A 15,951-nucleotide genomic window follows, 5' to 3' on the forward strand; every position below is an offset into this window, starting at 1 on the left:
AATGCTTTGCAGGAGCTTTAGCTGTTTTGCATGTGAGTGGTTACTAGCTTTAAAGTGCTTGCTGGCTATTAAAGCGGATGTGTCTGGTTGTGGGTTCTCATAGGATGAATGTAAGTTATGGGAATCAATTGTTGCCGCGCGGTTGCAGCTTGTATCGAGATTGGGTTTTGTGGCGTATGTTAGCTTGTTTATTAGGGGGGACTCTGTTAATAGTATGCCCCTCTTTGTTGGGTAAAAGCTCAATTTCAGAGAAGGTAAACCAGTTTTAAAGCAATTGAAGCGTTACTCTTTTCGCTGCTGTTCAAAAACTCGCCAAGAATAGGCCTTATTTACCATGGAGTCGTGTAAACTAATCATTACACCTTTTTATTGTCATCCTAAATGTGATGCCTTAGCGGCATGATGGCATTAAATAGTTAACTAAAATAAAATCTAGATGGGGCATAAAGTGCAAAACAATCAAATGAGTATCGCAGATACGTTAGGGTTAGGTTTCATGACCTTCGCGTTCTTCTTAGGCGCGGGTAACTTAATTTTCCCACCGTTAGCTGGCTTTTTGGCGGGCGAGAATATCACGCTAGCCATGTTTGGCTTCCTTATTACTGCGGTTGGTCTTCCTCTCCTAACTCTTATCGCTGTCGCTAAAGCGAACGGTAAAATAATGCAATTGCTGCCTCCCATCGCTGCAACTGCATTAGCCGTCTCAATTTTCATTATTATAGGCCCTGCGTTCGCCGCACCAAGAACTGGACTCGTTGCCTACGAAGTGGGCTTTAAGCCGTTTCTAACAGACACTAGTGCAACCTTTATGATTGCGGGTTTAGCTTTTAACCTCACTCAGCTTATTTATACCTTAGTTTTCTTCGGTCTCTCTATGGTGCTTGCTCTGTTCCCTGGCAAGTTACTTGATAGCGTAGGTAAAGTATTAACCCCAATCCTTATTTTACTTTTAGTGGGTCTAGCTATTTCAGTTATTGTTATTCCTGGTAGCGACATTGGCGCAGCGGTTGGTGATTACCAAGCAAACCCGCTAACTAAGGGGATCTTGGAAGGCTATAACACTATGGATACCTTGGCCTCTTTGATCTTCGGTATGTTGATCATCGATATCTTACGTAAGAAAGGCATCACAGAGCCAAAAGCACAGACTAACTATTTAATTAAAGCGGCTTTGATTGCGGCTGCAGGCTTGGCATTTGTTTATATATCACTATTCTATTTAGGTGCAACGGCGGGCGACCTCGCTACTGGGGCTGAGAATGGCGGCGTGATCTTAACTAACTATGTTACCGCTAAATTTGGCGCAAGCGGCATGGTGTTATTGTCATCTGTGGTGACACTTGCCTGTTTAACCACTGCAGTTGGCCTTATCAGTGCCTGTGGTGAGTACTTTAACGAGCTACTGCCAAAGATCTCTTACCGTCGTTTTGTGGTGGGGGTAAGCATTGTTTGTGCAACTGTTGCTAACGTAGGTTTGGCGCAGTTAATCGACATTAGCGTACCTGTTCTGATGACTGTTTACCCTGTTGCGATTGCATTGGTTGCGGTGACATTCTTGACTGAGCGTTTTGCTAACCCGAAAGCGGCGCACCGTATCGTACTAAGCGTTGCGTTATTCTTCGGTATCATCGATGGCTTTAGAGCCGCTAAGGTTGATGTAAGCGTATTTAACTTTATGCCACTTCATAATGAAGGCATGGCATGGTTACTGCCGACTGCTATCGCCATCGTGGCGTGCATGTTTATTAAAAAGCCTGCCGAGCAGCTAGCGATTAACTAAAATCGCTTATGTGAATAGCTAAAGCAGATTGTCGAGTGGCGTATATAGCGCAAAATTGCTCGATGACATAATATTGAGGCGATGCTTATAAAGCATCGCCTTTTTTGTTTAAAGGCAGGTTCTAGGAAAGGCAGGTTCTAGGTTCTAGGTCCTAGGAAAAGCAGGTTCTAGGAAAGGCTGAGACGGGGAGAGCCGGAAATGCTACGGCAAGACGCTTTTATAGGGCGGCATTTATGCCGTCTCAGGTTTGAAAGCAGGTTCTAGGTCCTAGGAAAGGCTGAGACAGTTAAAAGCCGGACAAAAAGGCGAGTTAGCAAAAATTGAAGAGAGTAAGCAAGGTTATAGGTAGCGTAGTTTGTTTTTCTAGCAGGCCGGAGGCCGTCCTAGAAGTGAGCTTGCGAACGTCCTAAAACCTAGGATCTTCTTCTAAAGTAGGTCGGCATTTATGCCGAGTCAGATTTTATATAGGAATGAGAAGTGACCGATAAGTACACGCCCGATAGCTTAATTGATCTGTTCTTAGACGATCTTTGGTCAACCAAGGGGCTTAGCGATAACACCTTAAGTGCCTATCGCACCGACCTGCGTCACCTCGACCGTTACCTGCAAAAGTTGGGGGGGGAGCTAGTCACTTGCTCTCAGCTTGAAGTGCGAGACTATCTTGCTGAACGCTTCGATAAGGGCAGCGCTAAGACCAGTAGTGCGCGCATGATGAGCAGCCTTAGACGCTTCTATGGTTATCTTATCGTCAAAAAGCAGATCGATACCGATCCCATGGCATTGATCGAGTCACCTAAACTTTCCCGTAAACTCCCGGACTCATTGAGTGAAGAGGATATCGACCGTTTGTTGGCGGAGCCTATTGAAGACGATCCTATCGAGTGCCGTGATAAAGCCATGCTAGAGCTGTTATACGCCACAGGGCTTCGTGTCTCTGAGCTGGTGGGCTTGACCATGGAGCAACTAAGCTTGCGCCAAGGGCTGGTGCGCATTACGGGTAAAGGCGGTAAGGAGCGTTTAGTGCCGCTTGGCGAGCTGGCCATCACCGAGATAGAGTCCTACCTTAAGTTTGCCAGAACCGAGCTGCTTAAGGGCAAGCAGAGTGATGTATTGTTCCCCTCAAAGCGGGGGCAGCAGATGACGCGACAAACCTTTTGGCATCGTATTAAGCTTTATGCCTTAAGGGCTGGCATTAGCACCGAACTGTCACCGCACACCCTAAGGCACGCATTTGCTACTCATCTGCTTAACCATGGAGCGGATCTGCGCGTGGTGCAGCTGTTGCTCGGCCATAGCGACCTGTCGACGACGCAAATCTATACCCATGTTGCGACTGCAAGGCTGGCAACACTGCACAGTGAACATCATCCCCGAGGCTGATTTTTAAGCAGGGTTCAATTGCGTTTAAGTTGGAAGGAAAAAGTGTTGATTAGAAGAGATAGGCTTTCACGCTAGCATTTGAAGTGCTTTTGGGCTTATTGAGCTGAAATTGGGGGGCGCAATAACTTTCAATAATTTTGTACTTTGTTGAATTATTTGATGAGTTTCACGTCTGTATGATTTAGTTACAGCAAATAATTTGCTTTAAATAGCGTGAGTCTGTAACTTTTCAGCTCCAGATAAGGTCTAATTAATTATATCCATAAGTCTGCCCCTTACAAAGAGTAGGAAAACTAATGAAGTTCACTCGAACATTTTCTCTGATTGCTGCAATGATGATTGCACCAGCAGCTTTCGCAGCGTCAAGCAGTACAGGCGACGATACTGAAGCGTTAAAGCAAAAACTAAGTGACGCGCTAAGCGTTGAAGTGATCTCTATTAAGCCGTCACCTATTTCAGAGCTTTATGAAGCCTTTACTGATCGTGGTGTGCTTTACATTACTAAAGATGGTTCAAAACTGTTTCACGGTAATCTTTATGATCTTGATAAGGGCATGAAGAACCTAACCGAAGCCGCAATGTCAGGCCCTCGTGTGGATATGATGAAGCCACTTGAAGACAGCATGTTGGTTTACAAAGCCAAAAACGAAAAGCATGTCGTGACCATTTTTACCGATGTCAGCTGCGGATATTGCCGTAAGTTACATAACGAGATGCAAGAGTACAACGACCTAGGGATTACCGTGCGTTACCTAGCGTTCCCACGTGCAGGGGTTCCATCTGCCAATGCCGATGAGATGGAGTCAGTATGGTGCGCCGCCGACCCATTAAAAGCCATGGGCGCAGCTAAAAATGGCAAAGCGGTTAAACAAGCTTCATGTGATGCAAAAATCAAAGAGCAGTATGAGTTAGGCCAAGCATTTGGTATTAACGGTACGCCAGCGATTATTCTTGAAGACGGTACCCTCATTCCTGGTTACCAGCCTCCTAAGGCACTGCTACGTACTTTAGAGTCGGTACAGTAATTCAGTCTTTGAATTCAGCCCGGAATTGAGTCTGAGAAGCAAAAAGGTGAGCCTAGGCTCACCTTTTTTGTGCCCCTTTGCCAGCAGTCTTTGCTATGCTGACAGGGTTTATTTTTTTGAGGGTTTAATCCAACGTGATCCATAAGATAGTTCGCCGCCTCAGAGTGGATGATAGTCACCTTCCCGATACGTTTTCGCCAATCTTAAAACAGATCTATGCCAGCCGCGGCTTGAGTGCGTCTGACTGCGAGTTAAGCTTAGCTAAATTACTTAGGCCCGATACCATGGCCGGGCTAGAACAAGCCGCCAAAATCATTGCCGACGGCATAGCGGCGCAAAAAGCGATTCTGATCATGGGTGACTTCGATGCCGATGGCGCAACCTCAACTAGCGTGTGCATACTCGCGCTTAGAATGATGGGCGCGCAGAAGGTGGATTACCTGATCCCAAACCGTTTTGACTATGGCTACGGCTTAAGCCCTGAGATTGTCGCTGTCGCTGCGAGTAAGCAGGCCGAGCTACTGATCACAGTCGATAATGGCATTTCCTCCATAGAAGGAGTTGCCGCCGCAAAAGCTTGTGGAATGACAGTGGTTATCACCGATCACCATCTTCCGGGTCACACCCTGCCTGATGCCGATGCTATCGTGAACCCAAACCAAGATGGCTGTGGCTTTGCCAGTAAGTCTATCGCTGGTGTTGGCGTGGCTTTTTACTTGATGTCGGCGCTGAGAGCCGAGCTTAGAAGCCGTAACTGGTATCTAGAGCAGGGCATTAGTGAGCCCAATCTTGCACAGCTACTGGATATTGTAGCCCTTGGTACCGTTGCCGATGTGGTATCGCTCGACACCAATAACCGTATCTTAGTGGAAGCGGGTCTACAGCGAGTTAAAGCGGGACGTTGCCGTGTGGGGATCACCGCTTTACTGGAAGTGGCTAAACGTACTCCTTCACGTATTGTCGCATCAGACTTTGGCTTCGCCGTTGGCCCAAGACTTAACGCCGCAGGCCGTCTCGATGAGATGGCGTTAGGCGTCGAAACCTTGCTGTGTGACGATATCATGCTGGCTCGTCGCATGGCATCTGAACTCGATGGCCTCAATGCCGAGCGCCGTGATTTAGAAGCCGATATGCAGCAAGAGGCGCTTAAGAGCCTTGAGAGTATCGAGCTTAACGAAGCGGAGTTGCCATGGGGCATTGCCATTTATCAAGCCGATTGGCACCAAGGCGTGATAGGTATCTTGGCCTCTCGCATTAAAGACAAGTATCACCGCCCAGTAATCGCCTTTGCCGAAGCGGGTGACGGCGAGATAAAAGGCTCGGCGCGCTCGATTAAGGGCTTGCATATGCGTGACCTGCTCGAGCTGATTAATACCCGCCACCCGGGGCTTATCCTAAAGTTCGGTGGTCACGCTATGGCCGCAGGCTTATCGATTCAAGCGGGTCAGTTTGCCCTGTTTGCCGATGCCTACGACAAGGCCGTACGGGAAGTATTAGCGCCTGAGTTGTTAACTGGCGAGCTGGTCTCAGACGGCGAGCTGGTGCCTGAGCAGTTTAAACTTGAGCTTGCTAGTGAGCTAAGATCTGCTGGCCCGTGGGGCCAGTCATTCCCGGAGCCGCTGTTTGATGGCTATTTTAGGGTTATTCAGCAGCGCATTGTTGGCGAGAAACATTTGAAATTGATTTTAGAAACCGAATGCGGCCGAGTAATGCTCGATGCCATCGCCTTTAATGTGGACTTGAAGACATGGCCCGATGCCACCATTCAGTACGCACAGGTGGTGTATAAACTCGATGTGAATGAGTTTAGGGGCAATCAGAGTTTGCAGCTGATGGTTGAGCAGATAGAGCCCAAGTAGGAATTTAGTAGGGATTGTAGAGGGGTGCACTGGTTGCATCCCTTTTTGTTTTCAGCCCTAAACCATCGACTTATGAAAGCGGAGCTTTTACTTGGTCTGACGAGCAGAATAAGCTGTCATCCCCCAGCCCACTCTTGACTAATAAGAGGCTCAGTTCAGCCCCTTTTCTCGGCTATGGGCAGAAAGTTAGCAATGTTAACTATGCAGGCTTTAGTGGCAAAACCGTGCTGAATTTCAATGATTCCATCGCAAAAGTAGAGGTAACATTGGTTAAGCCTGCCACTTGATTGACCAAACGTTTATAGAAGTGATCAAATGCAGCCATATCTTCGACTTGTACCCGCATCATATAATCATACTCCCCAGCCATGCGGTAAAACTCCATCACTTCCGGCATGGCGTAGACAGCTTCAATAAATTTCTCATACCAAGCATGGGAGTGATCACAGGTCTTAACCTGCACAAATGCGGTGAAATCAACGCCTATTTTACTGGGGTTGAGTAGGGCGACTCGCTTGTTGATCACCCCTTCTTCTTCTAAACGCTTTAAGCGTTTCCAGCAGGGCGTGGTCGTTAAATTAACGGCTTTGGCTAACTCGTTAAGCGATAAGGTGACATCGTGCTGCAGCATGGTGAGCAGCTGTCGGTCGACTCTATCTAGTTTTACTTTTTCAACCACAAGGTCCTTCCTTACTGAGATTATCAACTGATTATTTATTGATTACATTTGTGCTTACTTAAGCATCTGTATAACTCGTGATCGCATTGTAATAGAAAATTATTCTCTTTTCTGTCTTGTTGGTAGAAAAAATGGAAAAATAATTCTTCAAGTAATCCATTACAATGAAACAAAGATTGCAATGACTTTATTCCAAATAGTGTCGATGACTAGAAGCGAGTAGAACAATGAAACAACACTTATGGCCTTTATTCCTTGAAGCAGTTAAACGCGATGTCGTTCCAGCCCTTGGCTGTACTGAACCTATTTCTGTTGCATTAGCTGCCGCCATTGCCATTGATGAGTTAGGCATAAAAAACCAAGCCAGTAACGTTAAGCTGGACGTTAAAATAGACGTTGCTGTTTCTGCCAACTTAATGAAAAACGGCATGGGCGTGGGTATTCCTGGCACTGGAATGGTTGGCTTGCCGATTGCAGCAGCCATTGGTGCCATCGCAGGCGATCGCCATGCCGGTCTTGAAGTGTTAAAAAGCATCAAGGATAGCGATGTTCAGGCCGCTAAATTGATGCTGGCGAACGAGCTAGTGACTGTTGGGGTCGCCGATGTGGCTAACATCCTGTACGCCAAAGTCACCGTTTATTATCAGCAGCAAACGGCGAGCGTCACCATTGCCGATAGCCACACCAAAGTTATTGCGATTGAAAAAAATGGCGAGCAATGTTTACTTGAGTCACAGGCCAAGACGACTAATGATAACAGCTGCAAAGCCAACCCATTTACTGAGGCAAAACTGCAAGATATTTATGATTTTGCCATGCAAGCACCATTGGATGACATTCGTTTCATTATGCAGGCCAAAACCCTAAATGATGCCTTATCCATTGAAGGACTCAGTGGTAATTATGGTTTGAAAATTGGTGCGACATTGGTAAAAAACCAAGCTAAAGGCTTATTGTCTGGTGGGTTACTGACAGAAGTATTGGCCCGTACTGCAGGGGCTTCTGATGCACGAATGGATGGCGCGATGATGCCTGCGATGAGTAATTCAGGCTCTGGAAATCAAGGTATTGCGGCAACCATGCCTGTCGTTGCCTGTGCTGAGTTTCTCAAATCCAGCGAAACACAAACGATCCGTGCGTTAATGCTGTCGCACTTAACGGCTATCTATATTAAGAGCTATCAGAACAAACTCTCAGCCTTATGCGGAGCGACAACGGCATCGATGGGGGCGGCGGCTGGCATAACCTATCTGCTTGATGGCGAGCTTGAGCAGATAAGTGCTGCCATTTGCAGCATGATTGGCGACGTCAGTGGCATTATCTGTGATGGTGCAAAAGCCTCCTGTGCAATGAAAGTGTCTTCATCAGCAGGATCTGCGGTAAAATCTGCCTTGATGGCCATTGATGGCATTCGGGTGACGGGGACTGAAGGTATTGTTGCCGATGATGTCGATCAAACTATCTGTAACCTTGCTACATTGGCTAATGGCGCAATGACACAAACCGATGTGCAGATCTTAGAGATTATGCTTCACAAGTAAGCACGGTTTTTTTGATAAAGTAGATTAATAGCGCTTATCAAAAAGCTTAAGTTAGAATTTTAAGCCAAGTCGGTACTCAATTAAGAGTCGACTTGGCTTTTTAGTTTCTCGACTCGATGCATCAAGGCTCGAGAGGCTGGTTCAATTATTGCTCCTTGTTTCAGACTCACGGCTTCAAACTCACAGCTTCTTACTCATGGCTAGTCGCTCTAGCAATGCTCTTTCTTTGATCATCCATGTCATACCTCCGGTTTAATGGCTTCACAAAATCAGCATTCCATCAGCCTTAAATCATCCATCTTGCTTAAATGAGCTAGCTGTCTCGAGTGAGTTTGCCAAAAACTCTCTTATCAGGTTGATTTTTAAGCTAATTGTGGTGAAGTATAGGCTTGTGATATTGCTCACGCATTGATTTTGTTTAGTTGTGCCTATCACTTTAATTCGTTAAATGTGCGCCACGCCTCTCATGACTAAAAAGCAAAATCGTGAAATGCGTCATGTTTCTGAATGCTGGTTAGCAGGTGGGTAATGACTAATAAGGTGAAGGGCATCAAACTATTGAGCCGTCAAAAGTGATTAACTCTTGATCTGGATCAGTACGGAAAAACGATGTGAAAAAATCACTGAGTTGAGAGTATGTTTTGCTAAATCTACGCCAATAGCTATGAATTTTAATAAAAAATTTCTCTCCATCCTTGAGTATGCTCAGGCTAAGTAAACGCGGTAAAACCCCTGTTTTCTCATAAACATAATTATAATTTTTATCATGTCAGTGGCACTTGCCAAATTTAATGGGATTGATATATGAGTGAAGTAGTTCAAGGCGCACCAAGTGGTGATAGCCAAGCGCAACCCTTGCACGAACGTGCCAATATGACGAAAGCTGAATGGCAGCAAGCCACCAAGTTTGATAGTGTCGACCTGGGTTGGATAGTGATGAGTATTGGTATGGCTATCGGTGCAGGTATTGTATTTTTACCTGTTCAGGTTGGCGTGATGGGACTATGGGTATTTTTGTTGTCATCCATTATTGGTTACCCAGCAATGTACCTATTTCAAAAGTTATTCATTAACACCTTAGCGGAGTCAAAAAAGTGTACCGATTACCCAGGTGTTATTGAAAACTATCTCGGCAAAAACTGGGGTATTGCATTAGGTGTGCTTTATTTCTTGATGTTGGTCATTTGGGTGCTGGTTTATTCGTTAGCCGTGACCAATGACAGTGCGTCATACCTGCATTCATTTGGCGTCACAGAGGGATACCTTAACGACAATGTATTTTATGGTTTAGGCTTAATCTGCATATTGGCCTTTATCGGCTCAAAAGGTGAAAAGCTGCTATTTAAACTGTCAGGTTTTATGGCTGTGACAGTGTTGACGCTAGTGGCGGTAATGGGTGTGCTACTGATGGCGCGTTGGGATATGGCGAATATTCCAAGTATGGGTGATTTTGGCCCAATGCTGAAAAATGCCATTATTACGCTGCCATTTACCTTAACCTCGATTCTGTTTATCCAATCGTTAAGCCCAATGGTTATCTCGTATCGCTCACACGAAAAGTCGATTGAGGTTGCGCGCTTCAAGGCTGAGCGAGCAATGAAAATTGCCTTTTCCATCCTATTCGTGGTGGTATTCTTCTTTGCGATATCCTTCACCTTTGCCATCAGTCAAGAGCAAGCGACTGAGGCGATGAACCAGAACATATCAGCTCTGGCAATTATTGCGCAGTACTTCCCAGGCTCATGGGCGACGGTTACCGGTATTGTGATTAACATCTTTGCGGTGGTTACGTCATTCTTTGGTGTGTTCTTAGCCTTCCAAGAAGCCTGCCGTGGTATTGCAATGAACATATTGCTGCGTAGCCGTAAAGAATCAGAGATTAATAAAGAGCTAGTCAATAAATTAATCACAGTATTCATTATTTTACTGGCTTGGTCTGCCATCGCCTTAAATGCACCAATCCTATCATTCACCTCTATCTGTAGCCCTATCTTCGGTATGGTGGGTTGTTTAATCCCAGCTTACTTGGTGTACAAGGTGCCACATTTAAACAAATACAAGGGTTGGGCAACTAACCTGATTATTGTGACGGGTGTTTTGTTGTGTATCTCACCATTACTGGCATTTATGTAATTGTTATTTAGCTTTAAATAGCAGGCCATAAAAAACCGATGCATAACAGCATCGGTTTTTTTATAAGCCAATGATGACCCATTACTGAGTGAGTTCACGGTTAATTAACTCGGCAACTCCGATGGGGAACCAGTGTTTACTATAAGTGCCTTAACTCAGTTTTTCTCCCAAGAGTGTTTACCTTTGAGTAAAGGTGTACCTAATCGCCTGCAGCGGGTGCTGGACAGGATGTCCGAATGTCGTGATCACATGGATGTGAAAGAACGCCCCCATGTGCAGATACTGCCGTGAGACGCTGTAAATATATCCCTATACGCTCTGCGGTTTCATCCCTGAAACCGAAGCTCACAGCCGTATCTACACAGAGCAATTGGTGCCTTCATTTAGCTATGGTGGTTCGATTTATAAATTGAAAATGCCCCAAAGTTAGTTATGGCGTGAGCTTGACTGCATCGAGTGATACTGGAGTTGCTATATATTATTTTATGCAAAAGCTTCTGTTTAGTTGGCCAAATTCAGTGTGCCACTACACTATAACCTAGATAGAAAGCTCAGGGGGACATAGCAGAGTAAGGAAGAACTAGTCACACTCTCCATCCCATCGAATGAAAACATGAGGCCTAGGTTGATGGCGGCTCTGCCGACGCCTGCTATATTAGATTGTGCATAACAAATTCAACTATAAAAGGATTTAAGTAATGAACAAATTATCTACCCTAGCTTTGATTGTATTATTAACAGCTTCTACTTCTGCCATGGCAGTTGATACCTCTCCTTACCTTGGTGCTGGTGTTGCTGATATTGATGGGGTTAATTTTGTAGAACTGAAAGGAGGAGTTGTCTTTGAAGGTGAAACTTTCTGGGGAACTGTAGGTTTGACTTACGGTCTTGGTGAAGATATAGACGTTTTACAAATAGAAGAATTAGAGGAAATCCAAATTGATACAAAAATAGGTGTCAAATTTGGAGATGATTATCTTGGGTTCCATCCATATTTAACAGTGGCTTATGGCGAAGGAAAGGCCACAATATATAATTATTCTGGTGATGACAACTATATATTTGTTGGTGCCGGTGCTGAAGTGCAGATTGCTAAAAATTATGTTATCTCTGCAGAGTTTGGAAATCTGAAATTAGACGAACTATCTGAAATAAGTGCGAATGTTACACGTATTAACTTTGCTTATAAATTCTAACTAATTTATGCATATAGCTTCAGCTTGGATCGGGAGCTATATGTCTAAGCAGGAGTTACCTCCTGCAACTAATAACCAAGTGCGCCATTAGTGCATCGATTTTTGCTTGGCAGCTGTTGCGCATCAGCTTTAGCTGCACCGCCACACCCTTACGGGTCTTGTGGCTTTGGATTAATACAGACAGCTGCTTTGGTGAATCAGAAGTAATCAAACTCGCTATCCTCATGATCAAACAACGGTCAAATAATTGGGGGCAGGGTCAGTGAAAACTTTATTTGATTACCATACATTTCCTAATCCCACGACTTACCTTCATACCTTTTGTACTAACGAGGTTCAGTCCCAAACCGTTTCAGCAATAGTGAGAATTAACAGTGATCACCAACATCTGAGTGGGCTCGTTCGCAGAGATGAATAGTCAGATGTCGATGCGGCTGTGGGCTTCGGTTTCAAGGATGAAACCGCAGAGCGGCCAAGGAGGGCTTTATAGCGTCCCACAGAAGTAGTGGCATGTGAGCTGATTACGAGCTGTTGCCTTTCTTCGTGACCTCTTTGTTCCAATAACATCCGTGTTTAAGGGCCTGTTCGCTATCCCTAGCTCTCGCTTATTAGCACATGGCTTCGCCATATTCGCCGTGGTGAGCCGCTTGTGTCCATTTTTCGTTTAGATCATTCTCACTAGTCTTTTAGAGAAAGCTCCCATTTTATCCAAACCTCTGCGGTGAAAAAGGGGTGAGATCTAGAGAGGTTTCCTCTTTGGCAATGATCTCGCTAACCAGCTTGCCCGTTATCGGGCCAAGACTGAGACCCATCATGGCGTGTCCGGTTGCTAAGGTGAGATTTGCTAACTGAGGCGCTCTGCCTATTATCGGCAGACCATCTGGGCTACAAGGGCGAAAGCCTGACCAAAACTCTTTGGGGTCAACTTGAGTGGTATCCAAATCCGGTAGATAACGTGCTGCGGATTTAGTGAGTCCCTTGATCCTGTTGTGGCTGATCCCTGAAGATTCTTGGCTCGATAACACCCCTAACTCCATGGTGCCGCCAAATCGAATGCCGTTATCTAGCGGACTGACCGCAACCTTGGCTTCACTTAAGATAAACGGGGTGCGGCACTCAAGCTTGGCGCCGTCTTTAACGGGAGCGCTATCGAAGCTGATACAGATCCCTTTGCCGGGTTGTACCGGTAGACTAAAGCCCAGCTGTTTGGCGAGTTTTGGCGACCATGCGCCGTTGGCGAGGATAAATTCATCTGCGTTAATTTCGCCGATTGCTGTTGTTGCTGCGCAAATTTCGCTCTTGCTAGTATCGGTAGTAAAGCCGGTGATCTCGCAGTGCTCCCTGAACTCTACCCCTTGAGCGGCTAAGTAGTTTTTCATCGCCACGATAAACTCATAAGGGGCAATATGCGCGTCTTCTGGATAGAAGCCTGCGCCCATCACATCGAGTTTGATATTGGGCTCTAACTCTTTCAGCGCTTGGGCAGTTAACATTTTCGCTTTCAAACCGAGTTTGTTGGCTGCCATCACCGTTGCCGCTTCATCGTTTAAACCTTGCTGGGTTTTACAGAGCATCAGCAGGCCATTTTGGTGGAACTCAAAGTCAAACTCTGCCTCTTGGTGTAATGCCTGATACAGCTCAAGGGATTTAAGATTGATATCTAAAATCGCTTGCTGGCTTGCAAGGGTATGTTGCGGCGTACACTTCTTGGCGAAAGACAGTAGCCATTTTAAGAAATCGACATTGAGACTTGGGCGCACGTAGAAGGGGCTTTGTGGGTTTAACATCCACTTAATGCCTTTTTGGATCATGCCCGGAGCCGCCAGCGGAATGAAGTGGCTCGGGGTAATGTAACCCGCGTTACCAAAGGAGCAGGCTTTACCTATCTCATCCTTGTCGATAACCACCACAGACTTACCTGCCTTATGGAGGTAGTAGGCACTGCAGACCCCTATAATGCCGCCACCTATTACTGCAACATCCTTGGAAGTGTTCTTCATCTGTTTGACTGTCATCTTCTTTCCTGATGCCCTGATTTTAGTGGATAAACTACAGGGGACTGACGAACAGGAATTGTTCTAAATCAAGTGTTGTTGATAAACCTAAGCTAGATGAATTTTTTTAATGATGGGCTAGTCACTAACGCAGCCTTTAAAGGAGCTGACTATCCACAGGCACACTCATCGGGGCTTGCTGCTTGCGCTTGGCTAAGGTTTTATTATCGAATCTGCGGGTATCATTAAGATCCCTAGCTCGCCTATTTGTGGGTGGAAGAGAATGGCACTGTTCCAGAGGGAGGTGATAAAACCACCTGACTCGATAATTGGCAAGTGTAAAGTTGGTGATGAGTGAAATCTGATTGCGTATTAGCTTTGAAAAAACGGGGATTGCTGTGGCTGGACGCTCACGATCTTTAACGTGTCTGCTAATCTATTGCTAAGGCAATAGGTTTGCGTAATGAATTCGGGCTATTGCCGAACCGCTTTCGAAACACCTTGCACAGATAGCTCACATCTTGAATGCCAACTTCATCTGCCAAGTACTGCAAACTATGATCAGAATTAACCACTCGCCAATACACATGTTGTAGTCGCATTTCGGCCCAGTACTCACGCGCTGTCTGCCCATAACAATCTTTAAACTGCCTATCGAGCTGACGTCGACTTATTGCCAACCTATTTGCAAGTTCATCGACCGTTTCAGAGCTTGCTAACAACTGGCGCATCAGACTAATGGCGCGGCCAACATGGCGTCTAGCCGTATTATTTATTTGAATATTGGCATCCAGAGACTTGAGTTGGTGGCGCTGTTCTCTTGCCTCATCCACAAGCATATCCGCCAGTCCCTTCAGAGCTTTTATGCGGCCGCAGTGACGTGCTAATAGCTCTACGGCCAGATCGATGGCAGCACTGCCACCGGCACAGCTGATCCGTTTTCCATCGATGCAAAAGAGCTGTTCGGTGCCAATATCGATGCGAGGAAAAGCGGTTCGAAACTCTTGTACGTGACGCCAGTGAACCGCTACGCTGTGGTTATTAAGCAGGCCCGCTGCGGCAAAAAGAAAACAGGCATTATCAATGCTGACCAGTGTCACTCCCTTAGCCGCCGCTAAGCGCAATAGATCTTGATATTGTTTGGGTAACTGCTGGCAGCTTCGAGCGCTGCGGCCGCCAAATACCACCAAGTAGTCATAATCGGCTAACTCAATGTCCTCAATAGTGGTTTTGATCTCAACTGAGACCCCACTACTGGATAAGAGGTGACAAGGTTCTAACCCGACAATCTGCCAAGCGCAATATTGCTGCTGACTGTAGTCTTCCTCATCGGCAGAAAAACGCAATTTATCGAGGAAACCGCCGAAAGGCAGCATACTAAATTCTGGTAAGGGCAGTAGAAGAAAGCGTACATCGGGGGCGTTAATTGGGCTGTTGGACACCGCATTCTTACTATTTAAATTCGACATATGATTTCTCACAAAATAATGTCTAAATATTACCTTATTTTGTCTTGATTGTATCAAGTGGCGATTCTTACCTTCCCCTATAATCCGTTTTTTATATAGATACTATCGCTCAATTAAAGGTAAAAGTATGGCACTAGACACTTGGTTGATTTATCTCGTGGCAATTATTGGTTTGTCGCTCGCTCCCGGCCCTAATGGACTTATGGCATTAACTCATGGGGTAATGTATGGACATAGAAAGACGCTATTTACCATTACTGGAGGCGTGCTAGGTTTTGTTGTATTGATCGCGCTCACCATGTTTGGCATAGGCGCATTGCTGCTGGCCTCAGCGGATCTACTTTTAGTCTTTAAATGGATAGGTGGGATATACCTTATTTGGTTGGGGATACGTATTTGGCGCTCTCCGGCAATAGAGTTGCAACCCGTGACTAAGGCTCAATCAGTGAGTGATCTGGCGCTATTTAGACAAGGAGCATTGGCAGCAATAACTAACCCTAAGGTGCTATTGTTTTTCGGTGCCTTCTTGCCTCAATTTATCGAGCCCGAACAGCCACTGCTTGCGCAGTTTATCGTGATGGCCGCCACGTTCGCGGTGATAGAATTTGTTGTCGAATACCTGATAGCAAGGGTCGCGACTAAGCTTCGTCCATGGTTAGCCCGTAGCGGCAAGCGTTTCAACCAGTGTTGTGGCGGACTCTTTACTCTGATTGGAGCTAGCCTACCTCTATACAATAATTAAGAGGGGGATTTTGTGAGGGGAATTTTGGCGAGAAGATCTTGGCGAGAAGAGCTTGGTGAGGGGCCTTAAGCTGAATTAGGATTTGGTCGAGTTAGTCGAGTTAGTCGAGTTAGTCGAGTTAGCCGAATAGACAGGTGGAGTTAGCGCCTATTT

Annotated in this window: 11 protein-coding genes; 8 read left to right on the forward strand and 3 right to left on the reverse strand. The window is 45.8% G+C overall.

What is annotated here, in order from left to right; all coding sequences use genetic code 11:
• The first annotated feature begins 436 nt into the window (after positions 1-436).
• The 4 genes from brnQ to recJ all read left to right on the forward strand — a co-directional run bounded on the left by brnQ (position 437) and on the right by recJ (position 6,044).
• Positions 437-1,780, forward strand: coding sequence for a branched-chain amino acid transport system II carrier protein (brnQ, locus tag SHAL_RS04390; protein ID WP_012275986.1), 1,344 nt, complete (start codon positions 437-439; stop codon positions 1,778-1,780).
• Positions 1,781-2,257: 477 nt separating this feature from the next.
• The gene (gene xerD / locus SHAL_RS04395; RefSeq protein ID WP_012275987.1) at positions 2,258-3,160 is read left to right on the forward strand and encodes a site-specific tyrosine recombinase XerD; all 903 of its coding nucleotides are present in this window, start codon (positions 2,258-2,260) and stop codon (positions 3,158-3,160) included.
• A gap of 296 nt (positions 3,161-3,456) precedes the next feature.
• Complete coding sequence (dsbC, locus tag SHAL_RS04400; RefSeq protein ID WP_012275988.1) at positions 3,457-4,185, forward strand: bifunctional protein-disulfide isomerase/oxidoreductase DsbC; 729 nt, start codon at positions 3,457-3,459, stop codon at positions 4,183-4,185.
• Between the two features lie 134 nt (positions 4,186-4,319).
• Positions 4,320-6,044 carry a single-stranded-DNA-specific exonuclease RecJ gene (recJ, locus tag SHAL_RS04405; protein WP_012275989.1) on the forward strand — a complete coding sequence of 575 codons (1,725 nt, stop codon included), beginning with the start codon at positions 4,320-4,322 and terminating at the stop codon, positions 6,042-6,044.
• Positions 6,045-6,243: 199 nt separating this feature from the next.
• Here recJ and SHAL_RS04410 read toward each other — a convergent pair whose 3' ends face one another.
• Positions 6,244-6,723, reverse strand: coding sequence for an Lrp/AsnC family transcriptional regulator (locus SHAL_RS04410; RefSeq protein WP_012275990.1), 480 nt, complete (start codon positions 6,721-6,723; stop codon positions 6,244-6,246).
• A gap of 227 nt (positions 6,724-6,950) precedes the next feature.
• On the opposite strand from SHAL_RS04410, the gene SHAL_RS04415 reads away from it, so the two are divergent.
• The 3 genes from SHAL_RS04415 to SHAL_RS04425 all read left to right on the forward strand — a co-directional run bounded on the left by SHAL_RS04415 (position 6,951) and on the right by SHAL_RS04425 (position 11,593).
• Positions 6,951-8,264 carry an L-cysteine desulfidase family protein gene (locus tag SHAL_RS04415; RefSeq protein ID WP_012275991.1) on the forward strand — a complete coding sequence of 438 codons (1,314 nt, stop codon included), beginning with the start codon at positions 6,951-6,953 and terminating at the stop codon, positions 8,262-8,264.
• A gap of 873 nt (positions 8,265-9,137) precedes the next feature.
• The gene (locus tag SHAL_RS04420) at positions 9,138-10,397 is read left to right on the forward strand and encodes an SLC5/6 family protein (RefSeq protein WP_086020046.1); all 1,260 of its coding nucleotides are present in this window, start codon (positions 9,138-9,140) and stop codon (positions 10,395-10,397) included.
• A 698-nt stretch (positions 10,398-11,095) separates the two neighbouring features.
• Positions 11,096-11,593 carry an outer membrane beta-barrel protein gene (locus SHAL_RS04425; protein ID WP_012275993.1) on the forward strand — a complete coding sequence of 166 codons (498 nt, stop codon included), beginning with the start codon at positions 11,096-11,098 and terminating at the stop codon, positions 11,591-11,593.
• A gap of 704 nt (positions 11,594-12,297) precedes the next feature.
• On the opposite strand, the gene SHAL_RS04430 is transcribed toward SHAL_RS04425, so the two are convergent.
• Both SHAL_RS04430 and SHAL_RS04435 read right to left on the reverse strand, forming a co-directional pair.
• Positions 12,298-13,608: an NAD(P)/FAD-dependent oxidoreductase gene (locus SHAL_RS04430; protein WP_012275994.1), complete on the reverse strand. Its 1,311-nt coding sequence runs from the start codon at positions 13,606-13,608 to the stop codon at positions 12,298-12,300.
• Between the two features lie 410 nt (positions 13,609-14,018).
• Positions 14,019-15,056 carry a GlxA family transcriptional regulator gene (locus SHAL_RS04435; protein ID WP_012275995.1) on the reverse strand — a complete coding sequence of 346 codons (1,038 nt, stop codon included), beginning with the start codon at positions 15,054-15,056 and terminating at the stop codon, positions 14,019-14,021.
• Between the two features lie 127 nt (positions 15,057-15,183).
• Between SHAL_RS04435 and SHAL_RS04440 the strand changes: the two genes are divergently transcribed.
• Positions 15,184-15,798, forward strand: a complete 615-nt coding sequence (locus SHAL_RS04440) for a LysE family translocator (protein WP_012275996.1) — start codon at positions 15,184-15,186, stop codon at positions 15,796-15,798.
• Positions 15,799-15,951: the final 153 nt, after the last annotated feature.

Source organism: Shewanella halifaxensis HAW-EB4 (assembly GCF_000019185.1).
Classification (GTDB): Bacteria; Pseudomonadota; Gammaproteobacteria; order Enterobacterales; family Shewanellaceae; genus Shewanella; species Shewanella halifaxensis.

What these genes read in the sequence shown, in the direction of transcription:
- dsbC (WP_012275988.1), top strand. Translation starts at nt 3,457, where the DNA reads ATGAAGTTCACTCGAACATTTTCTCTGATTGCTGCAATGATGATTGCA.
- brnQ (WP_012275986.1), top strand. Translation starts at nt 437, where the DNA reads ATGGGGCATAAAGTGCAAAACAATCAAATGAGTATCGCAGATACGTTA.
- SHAL_RS04435 (WP_012275995.1), bottom strand. Translation starts at nt 15,056, where the DNA reads ATGTCGAATTTAAATAGTAAGAATGCGGTGTCCAACAGCCCAATTAAC.
- SHAL_RS04425 (WP_012275993.1), top strand. Translation starts at nt 11,096, where the DNA reads ATGAACAAATTATCTACCCTAGCTTTGATTGTATTATTAACAGCTTCT.
- SHAL_RS04420 (WP_086020046.1), top strand. Translation starts at nt 9,138, where the DNA reads ATGACGAAAGCTGAATGGCAGCAAGCCACCAAGTTTGATAGTGTCGAC.
- SHAL_RS04415 (WP_012275991.1), top strand. Translation starts at nt 6,951, where the DNA reads ATGAAACAACACTTATGGCCTTTATTCCTTGAAGCAGTTAAACGCGAT.
- SHAL_RS04440 (WP_012275996.1), top strand. Translation starts at nt 15,184, where the DNA reads ATGGCACTAGACACTTGGTTGATTTATCTCGTGGCAATTATTGGTTTG.
- SHAL_RS04430 (WP_012275994.1), bottom strand. Translation starts at nt 13,608, where the DNA reads ATGACAGTCAAACAGATGAAGAACACTTCCAAGGATGTTGCAGTAATA.